This window comes from Neorhizobium descurainiae (genome assembly GCF_051400715.1).
Lineage (GTDB): Bacteria > Pseudomonadota > Alphaproteobacteria > Rhizobiales > Rhizobiaceae > Neorhizobium.
On the sequence record NZ_JBLFFK010000005.1, the window covers coordinates 277559 to 301373 of the forward strand.

Genomic DNA, 23815 nt, shown 5'->3' on the forward strand with positions numbered 1-23815 from the left:
GCGCGGAATGTGAGCCATGCATTTATGGCATTGCTGGGGCATGGTTTCTTCCCTATGGTACGGCCCCGAAACCAGAGCGGCTTTCCGGCGGGATAATGCCGGGACGTCCCACCGCTCTTAACGCAGCACACAGGGAGGGATGAATGGCGCCGACCAAAACCGCGTCTGTATCCGGCCGCAAATCCGCGGCAAAGTCTGCTACCAGGACGGCGTCCAAGCCGGCCAAGAAGGATTTCAACGGCGGCACCTTCGCCGAGTTCAGCAAGGAAGAGGAGCTGAAAGCGCTCCGCGACATGCTGCTGATCCGTCGCTTCGAGGAAAAGGCCGGCCAGCTCTACGGCATGGGCTTCATCGGCGGCTTCTGTCACCTCTATATCGGCCAGGAAGCGGTCGTCATCGGTATGCAGATGGCGCTGAAGGAAGGCGACCAGGTCATCACCGGCTATCGCGACCACGGTCACATGCTGGCGACGGGCATGAGCGCGCGCGGCGTCATGGCGGAACTCACGGGGCGCCGGGGCGGCTATTCCAAGGGGAAGGGCGGCTCCATGCACATGTTCTCCAAGGAAAAGAATTTCTACGGCGGCCACGGCATCGTCGGAGCCCAGGTGTCGCTCGGCACCGGCTTGGCCTTCGCCAACAGGTACCGCGGCAACAATGCCGTCAGCACCGCCTATTTCGGTGACGGCGCAGCCAACCAGGGCCAGGTCTACGAAAGCTTCAACATGGCCCAGCTCTGGAAGCTGCCGGTCGTCTATGTGGTCGAGAACAACCGTTACGCCATGGGCACCTCCACCGCCCGCGCGACGGCGCAGCCGGATTTCTCGCAGCGCGGTGCCTCCTTCGGCATTCCGGGCTATCAGGTCGACGGCATGGACGTGCGCGCGGTGAAGGCGGCTGCCGACGAGGCGACCGAATGGTGCCGCTCCGGCAAGGGGCCGATCATCCTCGAAATGCTCACCTACCGTTACCGCGGCCACTCCATGTCCGACCCGGCGAAGTACCGCTCCAAGGACGAAGTGCAAAAGATGCGCTCCGAGCACGATCCGATCGAGCAGGTGCGTGCCCGCCTTCTGGAAAAGGGCTGGGCGAGCGAGGACGAGCTGAAGGCGATCGACAAGGACGTCCGCGACATCGTCGCCGACTCGGCCGATTTCGCCCAGGCCGATCCGGAGCCGGATGCATCCGAGCTCTATACCGACATTCTGCTTTGATCGAGGGGAGGGAATTTAATGCCTATCGATATCCTTATGCCCGCCCTTTCCCCGACCATGGAGGAAGGCACGCTCAGCAAATGGCTGAAAAAAGAAGGTGACAAGGTCACCTCCGGCGACGTGATCGCCGAGATCGAGACCGACAAGGCGACCATGGAAGTGGAAGCCGTCGACGAAGGCGTCATCGGCAGGCTGCTCGTTCCGGCCGGCACCGAAAACGTCAAGGTCAACACCAAGATCGCCGTACTGCTCGCCGAAGGCGAGAGCGCCGATGCCGTGAGCGAGGCAAAGCCCGTCGAGGCGCCGAAGGCCGCTCCGCAGGTCGAACAGGAGGAAAAGCCGACCGCCACCGGTTCTGCTTCCGCTCCCGTTCCGGCCCGGCCGATCGCGCCTGCCGCCTCCGATCCGGATATCCCGGCCGGCACGGAAATGGTGACGATGACGGTCCGCGAAGCGCTCCGCGACGCCATGGCCGAGGAAATGCGCCGCGACGAGGACGTCTTCGTCATGGGCGAGGAAGTTGCCGAATACCAGGGCGCCTACAAGATCACCCAAGGCCTGCTGCAGGAATTCGGTCCCCGCCGCGTGGTCGACACGCCGATCACCGAGCACGGCTTTGCCGGCGTCGGCGTCGGCGCCGCCATGGCGGGCCTGAAGCCGATCGTCGAGTTCATGACCTTCAACTTCGCCATGCAGGCGATCGACCAGATCATCAACTCCGCCGCCAAGACGCTCTACATGTCCGGCGGCCAGATGGGCGCTTCGATGGTGTTCCGCGGCCCGAACGGCGCCGCTGCCCGCGTTGCCGCCCAGCACAGCCAGGATTATTCCGCCTGGTATTCGAGCATTCCGGGCCTCAAGGTCGTCGTGCCCTATACGGCAGCGGACGCCAAGGGGCTGCTCAAGGCTGCGATCCGCGATCCGAATCCGGTCATCTTCCTGGAAAACGAAATCCTCTACGGCCACTCCTTCGAAGTGCCGAAGCTCGACGATTTCGTGCTTCCGATCGGCAAGGCCCGCATCCACAAGCAGGGCAAGGACGCCACGATCGTCTCCTTCGGCATCGGCATGACCTATGCGACGAAGGCGGTCGAGGAGCTTTCCAAGGAAGGCATCGACGTCGAGCTGATCGACCTGCGCACCCTTCGCCCGATGGACCTGCCGACCGTCATCGAATCGGTCAAGAAGACCGGCCGCCTCGTCACCGTCGAGGAAGGCTATCCGCAGAACTCGGTCGGCACGGAAATCGCCACCCGCGTCATGCAGCAGGCCTTCGACTATCTCGATGCGCCGATCCTGACGATCGCCGGCAAGGACGTGCCCATGCCTTACGCGGCGAACCTCGAAAAGCTCGCTCTGCCGAATGTCGGCGAGGTCGTCCAGGCCGTCAAAACCGTCTGCTACAAATAAGGGGAGGTTGTTCCGATGCCGATCAACATCACCATGCCTGCCCTTTCGCCGACCATGGAAGAGGGCAACCTTTCGAAGTGGCTGGTCAAGGAAGGCGACAAGGTCAAGTCCGGCGATGTGATCGCCGAGATCGAGACCGACAAGGCGACCATGGAAGTGGAAGCCGTCGATGAGGGCACCGTCGCCAAGATCGTTGTGCCGGCCGGCACGGAAGCGGTGAAGGTCAATGCCCTGATCGCCGTCCTCGCCGGCGAAGGCGAGGACGTTTCGGCCGCTGCCGCATCCGGCGGCGGCGCTTCGGCTCCCAAGGCCGAGGCTGCTCCCGCTCCGAAGACGGAAGCCGCGCCGGCGCCCAAGGCTTCCGAGCCTGCTTCGACACAGGCACCCGCTGCAGCTCCGGCGTCCGCACAAAGCGGCACCGGCGTTGGAAACGGTCTCTTCTCGTCTCCGCTCGCACGTCGTCTCGCGAAGGAAGCCGGCATCGACATCTCCGCCGTCACAGGTTCCGGTCCGCACGGCCGCGTCGTGAAGGCCGATGTCGAGAAGGCCGTCGCCTCCGGCACCGGCAAGGCTGCTCCGGCTGCCGCTCCGCAGACTGCACCGGCCGGTGCTCCGGCTCCGGCGCTCGCCAGGGGACCGTCGGACGATGCCGTCCTGAAGCTCTTCGAGGAAGGCTCCTACGAGCTTCTGCCGCATGACGGCATGCGCCGGACGATTGCCGCGCGTCTCACAGAATCGCACCAGACGGTGCCCGCCTATTTCGTCTCGATGGATTGCGAGATCGACGCGCTGATGAAGCTGCGCGCCGAAATCAACAAGTCCGCGCCTGTGACGAAGTCGGAAAAAGGCGAGGTCCCGGCCTTCAAGCTGTCGGTCAACGACTTCGTCATCAAGGCGATGGCGTTGGCGCTGCGCGACGTGCCCATGGCGAATGCTTCCTGGACCTCGACGGCCCGCGTCAAGCACAAGCATTCGGATGTCGGCGTTGCGGTGGCGATCCCCGACGGTCTGATCACCCCGATCATCCGCAAGGCCGAGGAAAAGACACTGTCCGTCATCTCCAACGAGATGAAGGATCTGGCGAGGCGCGCCCGCGACAAGAAGCTGAAGCCGGAGGAATATCAGGGCGGCACCACGGCCGTCTCGAACCTCGGCATGTTCGGCGTCTCGAACTTCACCTCCATCATCAACCCGCCGCACGCCTCGATCGTGTCGATCGGCGCGGGCATCGAGAAGCCGGTCGTCAAGAACGGCGAGATCAAGGTGGGCACGGTGATGACGGCGACGTTCGCCTTCGACCACCGCGTCATCGATGGCGCGCTCGGCGCCGAGCTTGCTTCGGCCTTCAAGCGCTATATCGAAAACCCGATGGCGATGCTCGTCTGAGCTGGAGGGCGGCCGCATGAAGACCGTTCTCTGCTATGGCGATTCTCTGACCTGGGGCACGGATGCCGCGACCGGCGGCCGCCATGCTTTCGAGGACCGCTGGCCGAGCGTGCTGCAGGCCGCCCTTGGCCCTTCTGTGAATGTCGTGGCCGAGGGGCTCGGTGGCCGCACCACCGCCTATGACGACGTGCTGGGGGATTGCGACCGCAACGGCGCGCGGTTGCTGCCGACGATCCTGCATACCCACGGACCGCTGGAACTTGTGATCATCATGCTCGGCACCAACGACATGAAGCCGATCATCCACGGCACGGCGATCGGTGCGCGGCAGGGGATCAAGAAGCTCGTCAGCCTTGTCCGCTTCCATGACTGGGCGCAGGAATGCGAGCCGCCGGAAATCCTCATCGTGTCGCCGCCGAGACTCTGCGAAACGGCCAATCCGCTGACCGGCGCTTTATACAGGGGAAGCATGGAGGAGTCGGCCATGCTTGCCTCGCTCTACCGTGATCTCGCCGATGAAATGGGCTGCGGCTTCTTCGATGCGGGTTCTGTTGCCAAAACGACGCCGATCGACGGCATCCATCTCGATGCGGAAAATACCCGCGCCATCGGCCGGGGCATCGAGCCCATCGTCCGCATGATGCTCGGACTCTAGTTCAGGAATTCCCGAGGCAGCCGCCTGATGCCGGTTGCCCGTTGAAAAGGCAGGAAAGCAATGGCTCAATCCTACGACGTCATCGTTATCGGTTCCGGTCCGGGCGGTTATATCGCCGCCATCCGCGCCGCCCAGCTTGGAATGAAGGTCGCGGTCGTCGAACGCGAGCATCTTGCCGGCATCTGCTCCAACTGGGGCTGTATCCCGACCAAGGCGCTGCTGCGTTCCGCCGACGTGCTGCACACCGCCCAGCACGGCAAGGATTACGGCCTGACGCTGGAAGGCTCGATCAAGCCGGACATCAAGGCGATCGTCGCCCGCTCGCGCGGCATCGCGCACCGCATGAACAACGGCGTCGGCTTTCTTTTCAAGAAGAACAAGGTCGACATCATCTGGGGCGAGGCGAAGATCACCAAACCCGGCGAGATCGTCGTCTCGAAGACCGCCAAGAAGCCGGTCGAGCCGATCGGTCCGATCCCCAAGAACACGCTGGGCGAGGGCACCTATACCGCCAAGCACATCATCGTCGCGACCGGCGCCCGTCCGCGCGCCCTGCCGGGCATCGAGCCGGACGGCAAGCTGATCTGGACCTATTTCGAGGCGATGAAGCCGGAGGAAATGCCGAAATCGTTGCTCGTCATGGGCTCCGGCGCGATCGGCATCGAATTCGCGAGCTTCTACCGCACCATGGGCGTCGACGTGACGGTCGTGGAGATCATGAGCCAGGTCATGCCGGTCGAGGATGCGGAAATCTCCGCGCTCGCCAAAAAGCAGTTCGAGCGCCAGGGCATGAAGATCTATCTGGAGGCAAAGGTCGCCAAGGTGGAGAAGGCCGCCAACTCGATCACCGCCACGATCGAGAAGAAGGACGGCTCGACCGAGAAGATCACCGCCGACCGGATGATTTCCGCCGTCGGCGTGCAGGCCAATGTCGAAGGCATCGGCCTTGAGGCCGTCGGCGTGAAGACCGACCGCGGTTTCATCGTCATCGACGGCTACGGCAAGACCAACGTGCCGGGCATCTATGCGATCGGCGACGTCGCCGGCCCGCCGCTGCTCGCCCACAAGGCCGAGCACGAGGCGGTCATCTGCGTCGAGAAGATCGCCGGCCTGCCGAATGTCCATCCGATGGACAAGCTGAAGATCCCGGGCTGCACCTACTGTAACCCGCAGGTGGCTTCGGTCGGTCTCACGGAAGCCAAGGCGAAAGAGCAGGGCCGCGACATCCGCGTCGGCCGTTTCCCCTTCGTCGCGAACGGCAAGGCGATCGCGCTCGGCGAGGACCAGGGCCTCGTCAAGACGATCTTCGACAGGAAGACCGGCGAGCTCCTGGGCGCCCACATGGTCGGCGCCGAAGTCACCGAGCTCATCCAGGGCTTCGTCGTCGCCATGAACCTGGAGACGACGGAAGAAGAGCTGATGCACACGATCTTCCCGCATCCGACAATTTCGGAAACGATGAAGGAAAGCGTGCTTGACGCCTACGGCCGGGCGCTGAACGCATAATTGGTGGGATTGAGATTGGGCGGTAGACCGCCCATATCTTTCAGACTGGTTTTGGACGGGAGCATGACATGGGTGTGGGTTGGATTGCAGCGATCATCATCGGCGGTCTGGCGGGCTGGCTCGCCGGTATTCTGATGGGCCTCCGCTTCGGCGTCCTGATGAACGTCGTGATCGGCATTGTCGGCGCGGTTCTCGCCAATGCCATCTTCGAAAGCGCCGATATCCATGTTGCCAGTGGATGGCTGGGTTACCTGGTGCAGGGTTTCGTGGGCTCCTGCATTTTGCTATTCGTTGCCAAACTCGTCAGGAACTGACGAAATCCCGCGATATGCGCGGTTGAAAGCAGGTTTTTATGGTCACCATTCTCGACAGGACGACGCCAGGCGACGAAAAGCGCGTCCGCCATCCGGAAAAGGCGCATCGTCCCGATACGGAAGTGCTGCGCAAGCCCGAATGGATTCGCGTGCGCGCGCCGGTTTCCAAGGGCTATATGGAAACCCGGTCGATCGTGAAGGAAAACAGGCTGGTAACGGTCTGCGAGGAAGCGGGCTGCCCCAATATCGGCGAGTGCTGGGATAAGAAGCACGCCACCTTCATGATCATGGGCGAGATCTGTACCCGCGCCTGCGCCTTCTGCAACGTCGCGACCGGCAGGCCGAATGCGCTCGACATGGAAGAGCCGGAAAACGTCGCCAGGGCCGTGAAGCAGATGGGGCTTTCCCATGTCGTCATCACCTCCGTCGATCGCGACGACCTGGAGGATGGCGGCGCCGAGCATTTCGAGAAGGTGATCTGGGCGATCCGCGCGGCGTCTCCGATGACGACGATCGAGATACTGACGCCCGATTTTCTGAAAAAGCCCGGAGCCCTGGAGCGGGTCGTGGCCGCCAAGCCCGATGTCTTCAACCACAACATGGAAACGGTGGCCGGCAATTACCTCACGGTCCGGCCCGGCGCCCGCTATTTCCATTCCATCCGGCTCTTGCAGCGGGTGAAGGAGCTTGACCCGACCATGTTCACCAAGTCGGGCATCATGGTTGGGCTTGGCGAGGAGCGCAACGAGGTGCTGCAGCTGATGGACGACCTCAGGACCGCCGACGTCGATTTCCTGACGATCGGCCAGTATCTCCAGCCGACCCGCAAGCACCACAAGGTTGAGCGCTTCGTCACGCCGGACGAATTCAAGTCCTACGAGACGGTTGCCTATACCAAGGGGTTCCTGATGGTGTCGTCGAGCCCGCTGACCCGGTCGTCGCATCATGCCGGCGACGATTTCGCGCGCCTCAAGGCTGCGCGGGAGAAGAAGCTTCTGGCCGCCGCCGAATAAGCGGCAGCCCTATTCCCGGCCTGCTTATTCGGCGGCCTCGACCTTGTCGTTCTTGTTCTGGCCGCGTCGTCTTTCCCGCAGTGTGAAGCGGTGGCCGCGCGCTTCGCCCTTTGCCATTTCGATAAGATAAGCGAGCATGGGGAGCTGGTTCATGTCGGCGAGCTGCTTTGCGGATTCGAGCAGCTTTATCATCTGCGAAAAATCGTCCATGGATGCTTCTTTCCGGTGCGCCGGGTCTGCTGGTGGTTGAATATGTCATTGTACGCTCGCTGGCGGCAATGGAACATTACAACCGGATGAATCCTACATTAAATCTTATTAATCCGGATGCCGTCCGACATTGCCGAATGGCCGGCGTGACGGTGGCCATCGGACGTGTCGCGACGCATTCGGCGGACCTCTATAATACCCTCTGCGCAAGATTGAAATCCTCCTGTCATCAAGAGTGGCTACCGGCGGTGGATCGGAGCCTGATTCGCGGGGAAATCACGATGGACATGAAATCCGGCTTGAATGCGATCCGCTACGTAGGAATTCCAGAGGCCGCCGACAAGCTCCGGCAGGCGGATAGAATTTTGGTGATCGGCTGTTCGGGCGGCGGAAAATCGACGCTGTCGCAGAAGATCGCCCGCCGCTTCGGTCTCGACTACATCTCCATCGATCGGGACGTTCTGTGGCTGCCGGGCTGGGTGCAACGGGAAAAGGGCGAACAGCTCCGCCTCATCAGGGAACTGATAGCGCAAGATCGCTGGATCATGGATGGCACCAATACCTCGACCTTTGATATCCGCGTGCCGCGCAGCGATCTCGTCATCTGGGTGCGCATGGCGCGGTTGGTGAATGTCTGGGGCATTCTGAGCCGCTGGGTAAAGCACCTGGGTCGTACAAGGCCGGAAATGGCGCCCGGCTGTCCGGAGCGGGTATCCTGGGAGTTCTTCCGGTTCGTCTGGACCTGGGAGGAGAAATTCGCGCCGCGGGTCCTTGCAGGGCTTGAGAAATATGCCGCCGACAAGCCGGTTCTGGTGTTGAAATCGCGCCGCGAAGTGCGCGATCTCCTTGATCTTATCGGGGCGGGCGCTTAACTCCGCATTATGCCGAAGTTCGAAATCCGCCGCCCCGTAAAGCACAGCGCCGAAGAAATGTATGCGCTCGTCGCCGATATCGAGAAATATCCGCAATTCCTGCCGCTCTGCGAGGCGCTGGCGATCCGTTCCCGGAAGGAACGCGACGGCAAGACGCTCCTCGTCGCCGACATGACGGTGGGCTACAAGGCGATCCGCGAGACCTTCACCACCCAGGTCCTGCTCAATCCGGCCGAACAGGCGATCGACGTGAAATATATCGAAGGGCCGTTCCGATACCTGGAAAACCGCTGGCGCTTCGAGCCGCCCGCCGACGGATCGCCGAACGCCAGCGTGGTGCATTTCTTCATCGACTACGAGTTCAAGAGCATGATCCTCGGCGCTCTGATGGGCTCGATGTTCGACCGCGCCTTCCGCATGTTCGCCGAGGCCTTCGAGGCGCGGGCGGACAAGATCTATGCGGCCGTCTGACCTTCAGGTCTTATAGGCCTGCCGCTTTCATCAGCATTTCGAACGCCGTGCGCACCGTCGCGAGCCTGACTTCCGTCCGGCCGATATCGCCGTAGCGCATTTCCCGGTGAAGGGTCGTGCCCGACCGGCTCTGAGCGGCGAGGTGCACGAGGCCGACAGGCTTGTCCGCCGAACCGCCGCCGGGGCCGGCAATGCCGGTGACGGCGACCGCGACCGCCGCGCGGGAGCGGAAGAGGGCGCCATAGGCCATCTGTAGCGCCGTCTCCCTGGAGACTGCGCCATAGGCGATCAATGTCGCCGGGGTGACGCCGAGCATGTCCACCTTCGCCTCGTTCGTATAGGTGACGAAGCCGCGGTCGACGACTGCGGACGAGCCGGAAATCTCCGTCAGGGCGCCGGCGATCAGTCCGCCGGTGCAGGATTCGGCCGTGGCGACCGTCAGCCCGCGCGTGGCAAATTCGGTGACGATCCGGCGGGCCTCATCCTCGATGTCGGCCGGAAAGAGGCTCATGCCCCGTCTCCGCGATAGACGACGGTGGCGGTGGCGATCGCTGCGATCCCTTCGCGGCGGCCGATAAAGCCGATCTTCTCGTTGGTGGTCGCCTTCACCGAGCAGCGGTCGACGGAAATGCCGAGAATGTCCGCCAGGTTCTCGCGCATCTTCTGCCGGTGCGGTGCGATTTTCGGCGCTTCGGCGATCAGCGAAATGTCGGCATTCATGATCGTGCCGCCGCGTTCGCGCACCAGGTTTGCCGCATGGTCGAGGAAGATCTTCGAAGGCGCACCCCGCCACTGCATGTCCGACGGCGGAAAGTGGTCGCCAATATCGCCGGCGCCGCAGGTGGCGAGCAGCGCGTCGGTCAGCGCATGCATGGCGACATCGGCATCCGAATGGCCGCTGAGCTTCTGGTCGTGCGGAATGAAGACGCCGCAGAGCGTCACCCCGTCGCCGGCTTCGAGCTGATGCACGTCGTAGCCGTTGCCGGTCCTGACATCGGGAAGAGCGCTTTGCGAGAGCTTTTCGTCGGCCATGGCTATATCCCGCTTCACGGTGAGCTTGATGTTGTCGACCGAGCCTTCGACCAGCGTCACGGCCAGGCCGGCCCATTCGGCGATCGCGGCATCGTCGGTGAAATCCTCGCGGCGCAGCGCCGCCGCCTTTTCATGCGCCGTACGGATCGCTGAAAGAAGGAAGCTCTGCGGCGTCTGGGCCGCATAGAGCCCGGCGCGCGGCACGGTCTCGTGCACCAGGCCGTCCGCACCGCCGCGCTTCAGCGTATCGGTGACGGGCATGGCCGGCAGCACGCCTTCCTGCCCCCGGTCGAGGGCCTCGGCGATACGGTCGAGCACGCCGTGATCGATGAAGGGCCGCGCCCCATCGTGGATCATCACGTGGGTCGCCTCGGTGGCGGAAAGCGCCTTGAGACCTTCGTAGACCGAGCGTTGCCGCGTTTCGCCGCCGAACGTGGTGACGATCCGGTCGGCACCGGGAAGCGCCCCGGTCGCTGCCGCGAACAGCGCCTCGTCGTCCGGATGGATGACCGCCACGACCGGTCCGCTGCGGTGCCACAGGAGGAACTGCTGGAGCGTGTGGGCGATGACCGGGCGTCCGCCGATCCGTCGGTACTGCTTCGGGCCGTTCTCCGGCGATCCGGCCCGTTCGCCGCGGCCGGCGGCGACGATAACGATACCGATTGTCATGGTTCTGTCGTCCATGCACCGTAACCCGTTTTCATGGCTTCGAGGATTGACAGGCGGAGAACTATAGAATGAAAAGCCTGATTTCCAGCACGCCGCTCAAAAATAACGCAGTTCCGGAATTGCTCTTGGCAAATGCTCGTGAACTGAATAAAAATAGTGCAACCACCTCATGTGCCCGAAAGATCACCATTTGCGTTTTCAGGATCTTGCCAAGCCTTTCCAGATCGGGCCGGTCGCCATTCGCAATCGCGTCGTCCTGGCACCTATGTCCGGCGTTACCGATCTGCCCTTCAGACAGCTTGCCTGGTGTTTCGGCGCCGGGCTGGTCGTGACGGAAATGGTGGCAAGCCGCGAGCTCGTCATGAACCGCGGCGAATCATGGGCGCGGCTGAAAGGGACGGGCATTTCGCCGCATATGGTCCAGCTTGCCGGCCGCGAGGCCCATTGGATGGCGGAAGCCGCGAAGATCGCCGCCGACAACGGCGCCGACATCATCGACATCAACATGGGTTGCCCGGCCAAGAAGGTGACGGGCGGCTATTCCGGCTCGGCGCTGATGCGCGATCCCGACCACGCGCTTTCGCTGATCGAGGCGACGGTCAACGCCGTCTCCGTTCCCGTGACGCTCAAGATGCGGCTCGGCTGGGACGAGAATTCCATCAACGCGCCGGAGATCGCCCGCCGCGCGGAGGAGGCCGGCATCCGGCTCGTGACCATACATGGCCGCACCCGCATGCAGTTCTACGAGGGCAGGGCGGATTGGGATGCGATCCGCCTGGTGCGCGAGGCCGTCTCCATCCCGCTGATCGCCAACGGCGACGTCGAATCGCCGGAGGACGCCGCGGAAATCCTGAAGCGCTCGGGCGCCGATGCGGTCATGGTCGGCCGCGGCGCGCAAGGCCGGCCCTGGCATATCGGCCGGCTCGCCGGCCATGCCGCGCCGTCAAGGACCGAGATCGCCGGTCTCGTCGTCGAACATTACGAGGCGATGCTGGAGCTTTACGGCCGCGAGCCGGGGCTGCGGCACGCCAGAAAGCATCTCGGCTGGTATCTCGACCGTTTCGCGCCGGACCTGCCCCTGGAAGAAAAGGCTGCCATCATGATCTCGAAGGACCCGGCCGAGGTTTCGCGCCGGATGACGGACGCGCTGACGAGAGAAGCAGCCGTCGCGCGCAAGGAGGCGGCATGACGAAGTCGCCGGCAGCAAATGGCGGGCAGGAGGCCGCGAGCGGCAACGCGCTTGCCATGGCCGTTCTCAATTCGGTGCAGAACCCGGTGATCCTGGTCGATGCGGCCGGTAGGGTCGCCTTCGCCAACTGGGAGGCGGAGGCTTTTTTCGGCGCCAGTGCCGCGCATCTCGCCAAGAGCAGGATTTCCACCTACATCCCCTTCGGCAGCCCGCTTCTGGCGCTGATCGATCAGGTGCGCGAGCGCAAGGCGCCCGTCAACGAATACCGCGTCGATCTCTCCTCGCCGCGCCTCGGCCAGGACAAGCTCGTCGATCTCTATGTCGCGCCGGTCGTCAGCGAGCCCGGTTCGGTCGTGGTCGTCTTCCAGGAGCGCTCCATGGCGGACAAGATCGACCGCCAGCTCACCCACCGCGCCGCCGCCCGCTCGGTCACCGGCCTTGCCTCCATGCTGGCCCATGAGATCAAGAACCCGCTTTCCGGCATCCGCGGCGCCGCCCAGCTTCTCGAGACATCGGTGCAGGACGAGGATCGGGCACTCACCCGCTTGATCTGCGACGAGACCGACCGCATCGTCTCGCTGGTAGACCGCATGGAAGTCTTCTCCGACGAGCGTCCGGTAGACCGCATCGCCCTCAACATCCATTCGGTGCTCGACCACGTGAAGGCGGTCGCCAAGGCTGGCTTTGCCCGCAATATCAAGATCTCGGAACTGTACGACCCGTCGCTGCCGCCGGTCTATGCCAACCGCGACCAACTCGTGCAGGTCTTCCTGAACCTCATCAAGAACGCCGCCGAAGCGATCGGCGATCAGCCGGATGGCGAGATCATGCTGACGACGGCCTATCGTCCCGGCATTCGGCTCTCGGTCGCCGGCACGCGCGAGAAGATTTCGCTGCCGCTCGAATTCTGCGTCATCGACAACGGTCCGGGCGTGCCGACCGATCTCCTGCCGCATCTTTTCGATCCTTTCATCACCACCAAGACCAACGGCTCCGGTCTCGGCCTTGCGCTGGTCGCCAAGATCATCGGCGCCCATGGCGGCATCGTCGAATGCGACAGCCAGGCCCGCCGCACCACGTTCCGTGTTCTGATGCCCATGCACAAGGAAGAGACCGGCGACGGCCGCGCCTTGAACTCCACAGGAAGTGAAAAATGACTGCCACGATCCTTGTCGCCGACGACGACGCGGCCATCCGCACCGTATTGAACCAGGCTTTGACCAGGGCGGGCTATGAAGTGCGCATCACCTCCAATGCGGCGACCCTCTGGCGCTGGATTTCGGCCGGAGACGGGGATCTCGTCGTCACCGACGTGGTCATGCCGGACGAGAACGCCTTCGATCTCCTGCCGCGCATCAAGAAGGCGCGGCCGGAGCTTCCTGTCCTCGTCATGAGCGCTCAGAACACCTTCATGACGGCGATCAAGGCCTCGGAAAAAGGCGCCTACGATTACCTGCCGAAGCCGTTCGATCTGACCGAGCTCATCGCCATCATCGGCCGCGCGCTTGCCGAGCCGAAGCGCAAGCCAGCCCGCCTCGACGACGACATGCAGGACGGCATGCCGCTCGTCGGCCGCTCCGCCGCCATGCAGGAAATCTACCGCGTGCTCGCCCGTCTGATGCAGACGGACCTGACGCTGATGATCACCGGCGAATCGGGCACCGGCAAGGAACTCGTCGCCCGCGCGCTGCACGATTACGGCAAGCGCCGCAACGGGCCCTTCGTGGCGATCAACATGGCCGCCATCCCGCGCGACCTCATCGAATCGGAGCTTTTCGGCCACGAGAAAGGCGCGTTTACCGGCGCGCAGAACCGTTCCACCGGCCGTTTCGAACAGGCCGAAGGCGGCACGCTCTTCCTCGATGAGATCGGCGACATGCCGATGGACGCCCAGACGCGTCTCCTGCGCGTTCTGCAGCAGGGCGAATATACCACCGTCGGCGGCCGCACGCCGATCCGCACGGATGTCCGCATCGTCGCGGCGACCAACAAGGACCTGAAGCATCTCATCAACCAGGGCCTCTTCCGCGAGGATCTCTATTACCGTTTGAACGTCGTGCCGCTGCGCCTGCCGCCGCTGCGCGACCGCGCCGAGGACATTCCGGATCTCGTCCGCCACTTCATGCAGATGGCCGAAAAGGAAGGGCTCGACGGCAAGCGCTTCGACAACGAGGCGCTGGACCTCATGAAGGCCTATGCCTGGCCCGGCAACGTCCGAGAGCTGGAAAACCTCGTCCGTCGTCTCATGGCGCTTTATCCGCAGGACGTCATTACCCGGGAGATCATCGAGGCGGAGCTGCGCTCGGACGTGCCGGACAGCCCGATCGACAAGATGGGCGCCCGTCCGGGCTCGCTCACCATCGCGCAGGCGGTGGAGGAGAATATGCGGACCTATTTCGCGAGCTTCGGCGACAACCTGCCGCCGCCCGGCCTTTATGACCGGGTGCTCACCGAGATGGAATATCCGCTGATTCTCGCGGCGCTCACCGCCACCCGCGGCAACCAGATCAAGGCGGCCGACCTGCTTGGTCTCAACCGCAACACGCTGCGCAAGAAGATCCGCGAACTGGGCGTCTCCGTCTATCGCAGCTCCCGCAGCGCCTGATTTCGGCCGCCGGTCGGGAACTTTGTTCCGGACTTCTTGACACCCTCGATTCATCGTTGCATTTTCGCCACAATGCGTTGCTTAAAGGTCACGCAGAGCTTGGCGAATGCTCGACGGAGTGGCGGCCGTTGAGGGGAATTGAGCCAGGTCTTTTTCCGGGAAGTTGATGTCGCTTCGCTTGGGTTTCACCGGGTTGAAACGATCTCCCGCGGGGAATTTGGGGATCGGAGTGGATCGATGACGGAAGGCGAGACAGCGCCGGTGGCCGAGGGTGAGCCGCTCGTAAGCGAGCCTGCCGCGTCCGTGCAGGACCGGCGCGCATCCTTCGCGCTTCCCGGCCTTCTGCTCGCCGGCGGCGCGCTGATCTGCGCGGGCCTCACGCTTTTCATCCTGCTCGGCCTCACGCCGATCGCTCCGACGACGAACGTCGTGATCGCCTCGGCGGTCGTCAATTCTCTTTTCATCCTCGGCCTGGTGTACCTGATCGGGCGGGAGGTCGTGCGGCTCCTGAGGGCGCGCAACCGCGGCCGCGCGGCAGCCCGCCTGCATGTGCGCATCGTCGTGCTTTTCTCGATCGTCGCGATCACGCCTGCGGTCCTGGTGGCGATCTTCGCCAGCCTCACGCTGAATGTCGGCCTGGACCGCTGGTTCTCGCTGCGCACCCAGTCGATCGTGCAGTCCTCGCAGGATGTGGCGCGCGCCTACATGCTTGAAAACGCGAGCTATCTTCAGGGCCAGACGGTGTCGATGGCGAACGATCTGGAACGGAACCGGCCGATGTTCTATCTCGACCGCACCGGTTTCGTGGAGCTGATGACCCGCCAGGCGAGGGGGCGCGGCATGCTGGGCGCCTTCCTGGTGCGCGAGGACGGGCAGGCGATGGCGCAGGCCGACATCAAGACGGAGAAGCCGCTGCCGGCCATCCCCGAAGATGCGTTGAAGACGGCGGCTGCCGGTCAGCCGACGCTGATCCCGCCGGGCGTGACCAATCTCGTCGGCGCCGTCATCAAGCTCGATGGGCTTCCGGGCTCCTTCCTCTACACGATCCGCGCCGTCGACCCGAAGGTCATCGCGGCCATGCATCTCATGGAGGAGAACACCGCCGAATATCAGGCGATGGAGGCAGGCCGCACATCGTTGCAGATAGCCTTCGCGGTGCTCTATCTCGGTTTTGCCCTGATCGTGCTGCTCGCGGCGATCTGGACGGCGATCGCCGTCGCCGACCGCATCGTCCGGCCGATCCGCCTCCTGATCAGCGCGGCCGACAGCGTCGCGACCGGCAATCTCGCCGTCGTGGTGCCCGTGCGGGCGGCCGACGGCGACGTCGGCAACCTGTCGCGCACCTTCAATAAGATGATTTCGGAAATCCGCAGCCAGCGCGACGAGATCCTCGAGGCGAAGGACGAGGTGGACGACCGCCGGCGTTTCATCGAGGCGGTGCTTTCGGGCGTCACCGCGGCGGTGATCGGCGTCGAGGAAGACCGCCGCATCACCATCGTCAACCCGTCCGCGGAGGAGTTCCTCGGCGTCCCCGTCGAAAAGCTGATCGGCGAGAAGCTGCAGGATGTCGCTCCCGAGATCGATCAGGTGCTGACGGAGGCGCGGACCCGCGCCCGCGGCGATTTCCGCAAGCAGGTGAACCTGATGCGCGGCGGCAAGGAGCGGACGCTGTCGGTGCAGGTCACGCGCGAGGAGCAGCGGGCAGCGCAGGAATCCTACGTCGTCACGCTCGACGACATCACCGATCTCGTCATCGCCCAGCGCTCGACCGCCTGGGCCGACGTGGCGCGCCGCATCGCCCATGAGATCAAGAACCCGCTGACGCCGATCCAGCTTTCCGCCGAACGCCTGAAGCGCCGCTACGGCAAGCAGATCGCTGAGGACGACCGCGCCGTCTTCGACCAGTGCACCGATACGATCGTGCGGCAGGTGGGCGATATCGGCCGCATGGTCGACGAGTTCTCTTCCTTCGCCCGCATGCCGAAACCCACCAAGGAGGAGGCGGATCTGCGCGATATCCTGCGCGACGCGATCTTCCTGCGCGAGATGGGAACGTCCCATGTGGAATTCATCCGCGAGCTCGGCGACGAGCCCCTCAAGGGCATGTTCGATGCGCGCATGCTTGGCCAGGCCTTCGGCAATCTCATCAAGAATGCCGTCGAGGCGATCGAGGCGGTGCCGAGCGACCAGGAGCGCGACGGTCGCAAGGTCAAGGTGCGCTCGGTCTTCGACGCGGGTCGGGATACCTATGTGGTCGATGTCATCGACAATGGCAGTGGCCTGCCGACGGAAAACCGTCACCGCATTCTCGAGCCTTACATGACCATGCGCGACAAGGGCACCGGGCTGGGACTGGCGATCGTCAAGAAGATCATTGAGGAACACGGCGGGCAGCTCGAACTGCACGATGCGCCTGCCGATTTCGATCATGGCAGGGGCGCCATGATCAGGGTGCTGCTGCCGCATGTGCAGAAGGTCGTGGTGCCCGGAACCGACAATAACAAGGAATTGGCTTATGGCGTCTGATATTCTGGTCGTGGATGACGAGGCGGATATCCGCGAAATCGTTTCGGGTATTCTGTCCGATGAAGGGCATGAGACGCGTACCGCGCACGACAGCGACAGCGCGCTTGCCGCGATTTCCGACCGCGTGCCGCGGCTCGTCTTTCTGGATATCTGGATGCAGGGCTCGAAGCTCGACGGCCTGGCGCTGCTCGACGAGGTCAAGAACCGCCATCCCGAACTCCCGGTGGTGATGATCTCCGGCCACGGCAACATCGAGACGGCCGTTTCCGCCATCAAGCGCGGCGCCTTCGATTTCATCGAAAAACCCTTCAAGGCCGACCGGCTGATCCTGATCGCCGAGCGGGCGCTCGAAAATTCCAAGCTGAAGCGCGAGGTGACCGAGCTCAAGAAGCGCGCTGGCGATGCCGCCGAACTGGTTGGCACGTCCGTCGCGGTCTCGCAGCTCCGCCAGACGATCGAAAAAGTGGCGCCGACCAACAGCCGCGTCATGATCCTTGGCCCTTCCGGCTCCGGCAAGGAGCTTGTGGCGCGCATGATCCACAAGAAATCGGCCCGCTCCGGCGGGCCTTTCGTGGCGCTCAACGCCGCGACGATCACCCCGGACCGGATGGAGGTGGCGCTGTTCGGCACCGAAGGCGGTCCCGGCCAGCAGCGCAAGATCGGTGCGCTGGAAGAGGCCCATCGCGGCATTCTTTATCTGGACGAGGTCGGCGAGATGCCGCGCGAGACGCAGAACAAGATCCTGCGCGTTCTGGTCGATCAGCAGTTCGAGCGCGTCGGCGGTTCGAAGCGCGTCAAGGTGGATGTCCGCATCATTTCGTCCACCGCCTACAATCTCGAAAGCCTGATTTCCGACGGTTCCTTCCGCGAGGATCTCTACCACCGCCTGGCGGTCGTGCCGGTCAAGGTGCCGGCGCTCGCCGAGCGCCGCGAGGATATTCCCTTCCTTGTCGACATGTTCATGCGGCAGATTTCCGAACAGGCCGGCATCCGCCCGCGCAGGATCGGCGAGGATGCCATGGCGGTCCTCCAGGCGCATGACTGGCCGGGCAATATCCGCCAGCTCCGCAACAATATCGAGCGGCTGATGATCCTTGCCCGTTCCGACGGCCCGGAAACGCCGATCTCCGCCGACATGCTGCCGACCGATCTCGGCGACATGCTGCCGAAGGTCTCGTCCAAGGGCGACTACCACATCATGACGCTGCCGCTGCGTGAGGCGCGCGAAATGTTCGAGCGTGATTACCTGATCGCCCAGATCAACCGCTTCGGCGGCAATATTTCCCGTACGGCGGAATTCGTCGGCATGGAGCGTTCGGCGCTGCACCGCAAGCTGAAGTCGCTCGGCGTCTGATCGAAAGCCCCGTTCCCATGAAGGTCCTCCATGAAAGTTGATCGATGAAAGTCATCATTTGCGGCGCGGGGCAGGTAGGTTACGGCATCGCCGAACGGCTGTCGCAGGAAGACAACGACGTCTCCGTCATCGACACCTCCGCCGCGCTGATCGCCGCGATCACCGAGACCCTCGACGTGAAGGGCTATGTCGGCCACGGCGCCCATCCGGACACGCTGGAAAAGGCCGGCGCCGAAGACGCCGACATGATCATCGCCGTGACGCTCTACGACGAGGTCAATATCGTCGCCTGCGAGGTGGCGCATGCGCTCTTCTCTGTGCCGACCAAGATCGCCCGCATCCGCGCCCAGAACTATCTGAAGCCGGAATATGCCGATTTGTTCAGCCGCCGGAACATGTCAATCGACGTGACGATCTCCCCCGAGGTCGAGGTCGGCAAGATGGTGCTCAGGCGCATCTCCTTTCCGGGCGCCATGGATGTCGTGCGTTTTGCGGACGACAACATCGCCATGGTGGCGATCGAATGCATGGAGGACTGCCCGGTCGTCGCGACCCCGCTGCATCAGCTTTCCGACCTTTTTCCGGACTTGAGGGCGACCGTGGTGGGTATCGTCAGGGACGGCCAGCTCACCATTGCCCGCTCCGCCGATCAGCTCGAAGTCGGCGACCTCGCCTATGTCATCTGCAAATGCGACCACATCCGCCGCACGCTCGGCCTCTTCGGCCACGAGGAGGAGGAGGCGCGCCGCATCGTCATCGCCGGCGGCGGCAATATCGGTTACTACGTCGCCCGCACCATCGAGGAGCATCAGCCGAGGACGCGGCTGAAGATCATCGAGAGCGACCGTGAAAAGGCGGTCGCGATATCGGAAAAACTCCGCAACACCATCGTGCTGCACGGTTCGGCGCTCGACCAGCATATCCTCAACCAGGCGGATATCCAGGACACCGACCTGATGGTGACGCTGACCAATAGCGACCAGATCAACATCTTAGGCGCCGTCCTCGGCAAATCCCTCGGCTGCAAGTCGAACCTCGTGCTGATCAATTCCACTTCGCTGCATCAGATCACCGATTCGATCGGCATCGATGCGCAGATCAATCCGCGCGCCGTCACCATTTCCCGCGTGCTGCAGCATGTCCGCAAGGGCCGCATCCGCTCCGTCTATGCCGTCCAGCACGGCGCGGCGGAGGTGATCGAGGCTGAAGCGCTCGAAACCTCGCCGCTGGTCGGCCGGCCGTTCCGCGAGCTCGACCTGCCGGAGGGCATCCGCATCGGCGCCATCTATCGCGGCGACGCGGTTATCCGCCCCAGCGGCGATACCAAGATCAAGGCGCGCGACCGGGTCGTGCTCTTCGCCACGGCCGAGGCCGTCCGCGACGTGGAGCAGCTCTTCCGCGTGTCCATCCAATATTTCTGAAGTCAGGGGACATTCGATGTCGAGAATTGCGTATGTGAACGGACAATATGTCCGCCATTCGGAAGCCGCCGTGCATGTGGAGGACCGCGGTTTCCAGTTCGCCGACGGCGTCTACGAGGTCTGCGAGGTGCGCCACGGCATGATCGTCGACCTGACGCGGCATCTCGACCGTCTCGACCGTTCCTTGCGCGAGCTGAATATGGCCTCTCCGATGAGCCGTGGGGCTTTGACCTTCGTCATCCGCGAAGTGCTCCGCCGCAACCGGGTGAGGAACGGCATCTTCTATCTGCAGGTGACGCGCGGTGCGGCCCGCCGCGACCATTACTTCCCGTCGGACGACACGCCGCCGACGCTGACGATCACCGCCCGGAGCACCGATCCGTCCGTCGCCGCGAAGAAATATGCGAACGGCATCAAGGTCATCACCGTGCCGGAGAATCGCTGGGACCGCGTCGATATCAAGACCGTCGGCCTGCTCCCCAACGTGCTCGCCAAGCAGCAGGCGAAGGAGGCGGGCGCCCAGGACGCGATCTTCGTCGATCGCGACGGCATCGTCATGGAAGGCGCCTCCTCCAACGTCTGGATCGTGACGCCGCAGGGCGAGCTGGTCACCCGGCCTGCCGAGCATGGAATCCTCAGGGGAATCACCCGCACGACGCTGATCGACGTGGCGGAAAAGCTCGGCCTGAAGGTCGTCGAACGCGAATTCAGGACGGACGAGATGATGGCGGCCCGCGAGGTCTTCTTCACGTCGGCCACCGGCATATGCGTTCCGATCGTCGAAATAGACGGAAAACCCGTTGCCAACGGCCATCCGGGCACCACTTCGGCCAGCATTCGTGACGCTTTTTTCGAGATTGCGGAAAAGACGGTGATTTGATAACCAGACGTTAGGGGAAGGGAAGCACGAGGGCGTTTCCCGGTCGTCTCATGAAAGCTTGATCATCTCCCGGCACCTTTGCCGGCAAAAAAGAAAGAAGCGGCGCTATGGCGGAACGTTCTCAGAACCTGCAGGATTTATTTCTCAACACTGTTCGCAAGCAGAAGATTTCCCTGACGATATTCCTTATCAACGGGGTCAAGCTGACGGGCGTCGTCACCTCTTTCGACAACTTCTGCGTCCTTCTTCGTCGTGACGGCCACTCCCAGCTCGTGTATAAGCACGCGATCTCGACCATCATGCCGGGCCAGCCCATGCAGATGTTCGAAAGCGAAGAGAACGCCGCTTAAGGACGAGAGCAGATTTCAAACCGCGACACCTCGAACGAATCCCTTGTCCCGGAAGCCGACAAGCGCCGGGACGATATGCGTGCGGCCGTCGTCGTGCCGGTCCTGAAGCAGGCCAGGCCCCAAGGGGGGCATAGGGCGGGGCAGGGCGAGTCGCCCGCTGCCCCCGCGCCGCAACGCTCCAACGAAGCTCGCCTCGAAGAGGCGATCGGCCTTGCCAAGGCGATCGACCTGACGATCGTCGAGGGCCTCATCGTGTCCGTCGGCCAGCCGCGACCGGCGACCCTCATCGGCACGGGCAAGATCGAGGAGATCAAGGCGCTGCTCGACGAGAGGGATGCCGGCCTCGTCATCGTCGATCATCCTTTGACCCCGGTGCAGCAACGCAATCTCGAAAAGGAATGGAACGCCAAGGTCATCGACCGGACGGGCCTTATCCTCGAAATCTTCGGCCGCCGCGCCTCCACCAAGGAAGGCACGCTGCAGGTCGATCTCGCGCACTTGAACTATCAGAAGGGCCGTCTGGTCCGAAGCTGGACCCATCTTGAGCGCCAGCGCGGCGGCGCGGGCTTCATGGGCGGCCCGGGCGAAACCCAGATTGAAGCCGACCGCCGGCTCCTGCAGGAGCGCATCGTCCGCCTGGAGCGCGAGCTCGAACAGGTCGTGCGCACCCGCCAGCTTCACCGCGCCAAGCGCCGCAAGGTGCCGCATCCGATCGTCGCGCTGGTCGGCTATACGAACGCGGGCAAATCGACGCTCTTCAACCGCATCACCGGGGCGGGGGTGCTCGCCGAGGACATGCTGTTCGCGACGCTCGACCCGACGCTGCGCCGCATGAAGCTGCCGCACGGCCGGACCGTCATCCTGTCCGATACGGTCGGCTTCATCTCCGACCTGCCGACCCATCTCGTCGCCGCCTTCCGCGCCACGCTGGAAGAGGTGCTGGAGGCGGACTTGATCCTGCATGTGCGCGACATGTCCGATCCGGACAATGCCGCGCAATCGGCCGATGTGCTGCGCATCCTCGCCGATCTCGGCATCGGCGAGAAGGAAGGTGCCGAGCGCCTCATCGAGGTCTGGAACAAGATCGACCGGCTCGATGCCGAAGCGCACGAGACCATCGCCGAACGCGCCGCCGGCCGGGAGAACGTCATGGCGGTCTCCGCGATCACCGGCGAGGGCATCGACGCGCTGATGGACGAGATCGCGAGACGCCTTTCCGGCGTTCTCACCGAAACCACGATCACCATCCCGCCGGACAAGCTGGCGCTCGTCTCCTGGATCTATGGCAATGCCGTGGTGGACGACCGCCGGGACAACGAGGACGGTTCCGTGACGCTCGACGTGCGCCTGACCGAGCGCCAGGCCGCCGAACTGGAGCGCCGGCTCGGCAACGGCCCGAAGCCGGTCAAGGAAGATTGGGAGCGGTAGGCTTTGCGGTATCTCTCCCCTTGTGGGAGAGAAAGCGATTTCAACATCTTAGCTTTAGCTAAGTGTTAGAAATCGCAAGTGAGGGGATTATCCATTCCCATTTCGCAACTTCCCATGGAGCAGAGAAATTGGCCGCCCGGAGAGAAAGCGCCCCAGCGGCAGCCGTGTGACCGGCGCGTCATGATATTGCCCGTTTTTTGCAGTGCAAAATGATCCGTTGACGACGGCCAGGAATTTTTTGCAGTATCGTCGCGGGGCCGGCAACAGTGGTTTTCGTATGGTACAAAATCAGCCGCGTGAAGAAACCGGAACGCATCTTGCCTATCTGGATGGCTGGCGCGGTATTGCGGTAATCTTCGTAATATTGGGTCATTTCTGGATAGATGACATCAAGCCTGGCGTTAGTACATTCGGTGTCGATCTGTTTTTCGTTTTATCGGGCCGGTTGATGGCGGAAATACTGTTCGTGAAACGGGCAGAATTGCCAACCTTCTTCTTCAGGCGTTTCTCGCGAATCTACCCCGCTCTCCTTGCATTTGTCGTCATCACCACGCTTTTCTTCCAGGGTACGCAGTTGTCGCATGGTCCTGTGGCGGCGCTGCTTGCTTTGACGTTCACGATCAACTACGCCATGGTCTACGCTCATCCCGTGGCTTTGCTTGATCACCTCTGGTCGCTTTGCGTCGAGGAGCACGCCTATATTCTTTTGGCCGGCATCGCGTTCTTGTCGCGCCGCAGGTTGTTTCCGGTTGGCGCCCTGATAATCGCGCTTGGCGTTGCGGCGATGCTGAACGGTATCGTCCGCACGGAGCTCGGTGCGAGCGTCTTGTATACCCATTGGCGCAGCGACGTTTCCGTCGCGGGAATATTCATCGCCGGCGGTCTTTGGCTTCTCCTCCGCCAGCGCCGGGCCCCGTGGTGGCTGTCCCCGGCGGCGCTGCTGGTCGCCGTCGGTGCGAAGATGCTGCCCGACCACACCCTCTCCTTCGGTCTGTCGACGGCCATGCTTGCGCTTTCCATCACCACGATCGACTCCGCAACGCCTGTTTTCCGGAAAATCCTGTCGACCCGTATACTGACCTATGCGGGGTTGTGGTCCTATTCCCTCTATCTGTGGCAGCAGCCGTTCTACAAGCTTTACCGGGCCGAAACGGCTCCGACCCTTCTGTTGCTTCTGGCTGCATTGCTGGCTGCATTGGCGAGTTTTTATCTGGTCGAGAAACCCTCCCGAAGGGCGCTCAATCGCCTCTTCCAGAACCATCTGGAGAAACTCGTCGCCAGAGAGCGAACGGTATAGACCTTCGCGCCCC

Annotated in this window: 22 protein-coding genes; 19 read left to right on the plus strand and 3 right to left on the minus strand. The window is 63.2% G+C overall.

Translation table 11 applies throughout. The annotated features are described in order from the left end of the window. The first annotated feature begins 143 nt into the window (after window positions 1–143). The 7 genes from pdhA to lipA all read left to right on the plus strand — a co-directional run bounded on the left by pdhA (window position 144) and on the right by lipA (window position 7498). Window positions 144–1214, plus strand: coding sequence for a pyruvate dehydrogenase (acetyl-transferring) E1 component subunit alpha (pdhA, locus tag ACMGE0_RS12465; RefSeq protein WP_436816165.1), 1071 nt, complete (start codon window positions 144–146; stop codon window positions 1212–1214). A gap of 18 nt (window positions 1215–1232) precedes the next feature. Further along, window positions 1233–2624 (plus strand): pyruvate dehydrogenase complex E1 component subunit beta, encoded by a 1392-nt coding sequence (locus tag ACMGE0_RS12470; protein WP_436816166.1) that lies wholly within the window; start codon window positions 1233–1235, stop codon window positions 2622–2624. 15 nt (window positions 2625–2639) lie between these two features. Beyond that, window positions 2640–4010, plus strand: a complete 1371-nt coding sequence (locus ACMGE0_RS12475) for a pyruvate dehydrogenase complex dihydrolipoamide acetyltransferase (protein WP_436816167.1) — start codon at window positions 2640–2642, stop codon at window positions 4008–4010. Between the two features lie 16 nt (window positions 4011–4026). After that, window positions 4027–4665 carry an SGNH/GDSL hydrolase family protein gene (locus ACMGE0_RS12480; RefSeq protein ID WP_436816168.1) on the plus strand — a complete coding sequence of 213 codons (639 nt, stop codon included), beginning with the start codon at window positions 4027–4029 and terminating at the stop codon, window positions 4663–4665. A 60-nt stretch (window positions 4666–4725) separates the two neighbouring features. After that, a complete protein-coding gene (lpdA, locus tag ACMGE0_RS12485; protein WP_436816169.1) occupies window positions 4726–6171 on the plus strand; it encodes a dihydrolipoyl dehydrogenase in 1446 nt (481 codons plus the stop codon). 68 nt (window positions 6172–6239) lie between these two features. Next, complete coding sequence (locus tag ACMGE0_RS12490) at window positions 6240–6485, plus strand: GlsB/YeaQ/YmgE family stress response membrane protein (protein ID WP_436816170.1); 246 nt, start codon at window positions 6240–6242, stop codon at window positions 6483–6485. 38 nt (window positions 6486–6523) lie between these two features. Then, window positions 6524–7498, plus strand: a complete 975-nt coding sequence (gene lipA, locus ACMGE0_RS12495; protein ID WP_436816171.1) for a lipoyl synthase — start codon at window positions 6524–6526, stop codon at window positions 7496–7498. Window positions 7499–7522: 24 nt separating this feature from the next. Here the strand turns inward: lipA and ACMGE0_RS12500 are convergent, their stop codons facing one another. After that, window positions 7523–7708: a hypothetical protein gene (locus tag ACMGE0_RS12500; RefSeq protein WP_436816172.1), complete on the minus strand. Its 186-nt coding sequence runs from the start codon at window positions 7706–7708 to the stop codon at window positions 7523–7525. Between the two features lie 281 nt (window positions 7709–7989). Between ACMGE0_RS12500 and ACMGE0_RS12505 the strand changes: the two genes are divergently transcribed. Both ACMGE0_RS12505 and ACMGE0_RS12510 read left to right on the plus strand, forming a co-directional pair. After that, complete coding sequence (locus ACMGE0_RS12505; RefSeq protein WP_436816202.1) at window positions 7990–8580, plus strand: P-loop NTPase family protein; 591 nt, start codon at window positions 7990–7992, stop codon at window positions 8578–8580. A gap of 9 nt (window positions 8581–8589) precedes the next feature. Beyond that, a complete protein-coding gene (locus ACMGE0_RS12510; RefSeq protein ID WP_436816173.1) occupies window positions 8590–9051 on the plus strand; it encodes a type II toxin-antitoxin system RatA family toxin in 462 nt (153 codons plus the stop codon). A gap of 10 nt (window positions 9052–9061) precedes the next feature. On the opposite strand, the gene ACMGE0_RS12515 is transcribed toward ACMGE0_RS12510, so the two are convergent. Together ACMGE0_RS12515 and ACMGE0_RS12520 are read right to left on the minus strand one after the other, a co-directional pair. Beyond that, window positions 9062–9562 carry a CinA family protein gene (locus tag ACMGE0_RS12515; protein WP_436816174.1) on the minus strand — a complete coding sequence of 167 codons (501 nt, stop codon included), beginning with the start codon at window positions 9560–9562 and terminating at the stop codon, window positions 9062–9064. Next, on the minus strand, window positions 9559–10767 hold the full coding sequence (locus ACMGE0_RS12520) for a bifunctional 2-C-methyl-D-erythritol 4-phosphate cytidylyltransferase/2-C-methyl-D-erythritol 2,4-cyclodiphosphate synthase (RefSeq protein ID WP_436816175.1): 1209 nt from the start codon (window positions 10765–10767) through the stop codon (window positions 9559–9561). Before ACMGE0_RS12520 ends, ACMGE0_RS12515 begins: the two co-directional genes overlap by 4 nt. Before the next feature lie 154 nt (window positions 10768–10921). On the opposite strand from ACMGE0_RS12520, the gene dusB reads away from it, so the two are divergent. From dusB to ACMGE0_RS12570, 10 genes are all read left to right on the plus strand, one after another. Beyond that, entirely contained in the window at window positions 10922–11941 is a 1020-nt protein-coding gene (dusB, locus tag ACMGE0_RS12525) for a tRNA dihydrouridine synthase DusB (protein ID WP_436816176.1), read from the plus strand. Further along, window positions 11938–13098 (plus strand): two-component system sensor histidine kinase NtrB, encoded by a 1161-nt coding sequence (locus ACMGE0_RS12530; RefSeq protein ID WP_436816177.1) that lies wholly within the window; start codon window positions 11938–11940, stop codon window positions 13096–13098. Before dusB ends, ACMGE0_RS12530 begins: the two co-directional genes overlap by 4 nt. Continuing rightward, window positions 13095–14546, plus strand: a complete 1452-nt coding sequence (gene ntrC / locus ACMGE0_RS12535) for a nitrogen regulation protein NR(I) (RefSeq protein ID WP_436816178.1) — start codon at window positions 13095–13097, stop codon at window positions 14544–14546. The genes ACMGE0_RS12530 and ntrC overlap by 4 nt, the downstream gene beginning before the upstream one ends. 237 nt (window positions 14547–14783) lie before the next feature. Beyond that, the gene (locus ACMGE0_RS12540; RefSeq protein WP_436816179.1) at window positions 14784–17072 is read left to right on the plus strand and encodes a sensor histidine kinase NtrY-like; all 2289 of its coding nucleotides are present in this window, start codon (window positions 14784–14786) and stop codon (window positions 17070–17072) included. Then, a complete protein-coding gene (ntrX, locus tag ACMGE0_RS12545) occupies window positions 17062–18426 on the plus strand; it encodes a nitrogen assimilation response regulator NtrX (RefSeq protein WP_436816180.1) in 1365 nt (454 codons plus the stop codon). The genes ACMGE0_RS12540 and ntrX overlap by 11 nt, the downstream gene beginning before the upstream one ends. A gap of 44 nt (window positions 18427–18470) precedes the next feature. Next, the gene (trkA, locus tag ACMGE0_RS12550) at window positions 18471–19847 is read left to right on the plus strand and encodes a Trk system potassium transporter TrkA (protein ID WP_436816181.1); all 1377 of its coding nucleotides are present in this window, start codon (window positions 18471–18473) and stop codon (window positions 19845–19847) included. 16 nt (window positions 19848–19863) lie between these two features. Then, window positions 19864–20727, plus strand: coding sequence for a D-amino-acid transaminase (locus ACMGE0_RS12555; protein WP_436816182.1), 864 nt, complete (start codon window positions 19864–19866; stop codon window positions 20725–20727). Window positions 20728–20834: 107 nt separating this feature from the next. After that, the gene (gene hfq / locus ACMGE0_RS12560) at window positions 20835–21077 is read left to right on the plus strand and encodes an RNA chaperone Hfq (RefSeq protein ID WP_037155370.1); all 243 of its coding nucleotides are present in this window, start codon (window positions 20835–20837) and stop codon (window positions 21075–21077) included. Window positions 21078–21152: 75 nt separating this feature from the next. Further along, window positions 21153–22505 carry a GTPase HflX gene (gene hflX, locus ACMGE0_RS12565; protein WP_436816183.1) on the plus strand — a complete coding sequence of 451 codons (1353 nt, stop codon included), beginning with the start codon at window positions 21153–21155 and terminating at the stop codon, window positions 22503–22505. 217 nt (window positions 22506–22722) lie between these two features. Further along, window positions 22723–23802 (plus strand): acyltransferase family protein, encoded by a 1080-nt coding sequence (locus ACMGE0_RS12570; RefSeq protein ID WP_436816184.1) that lies wholly within the window; start codon window positions 22723–22725, stop codon window positions 23800–23802. Window positions 23803–23815: the final 13 nt, after the last annotated feature.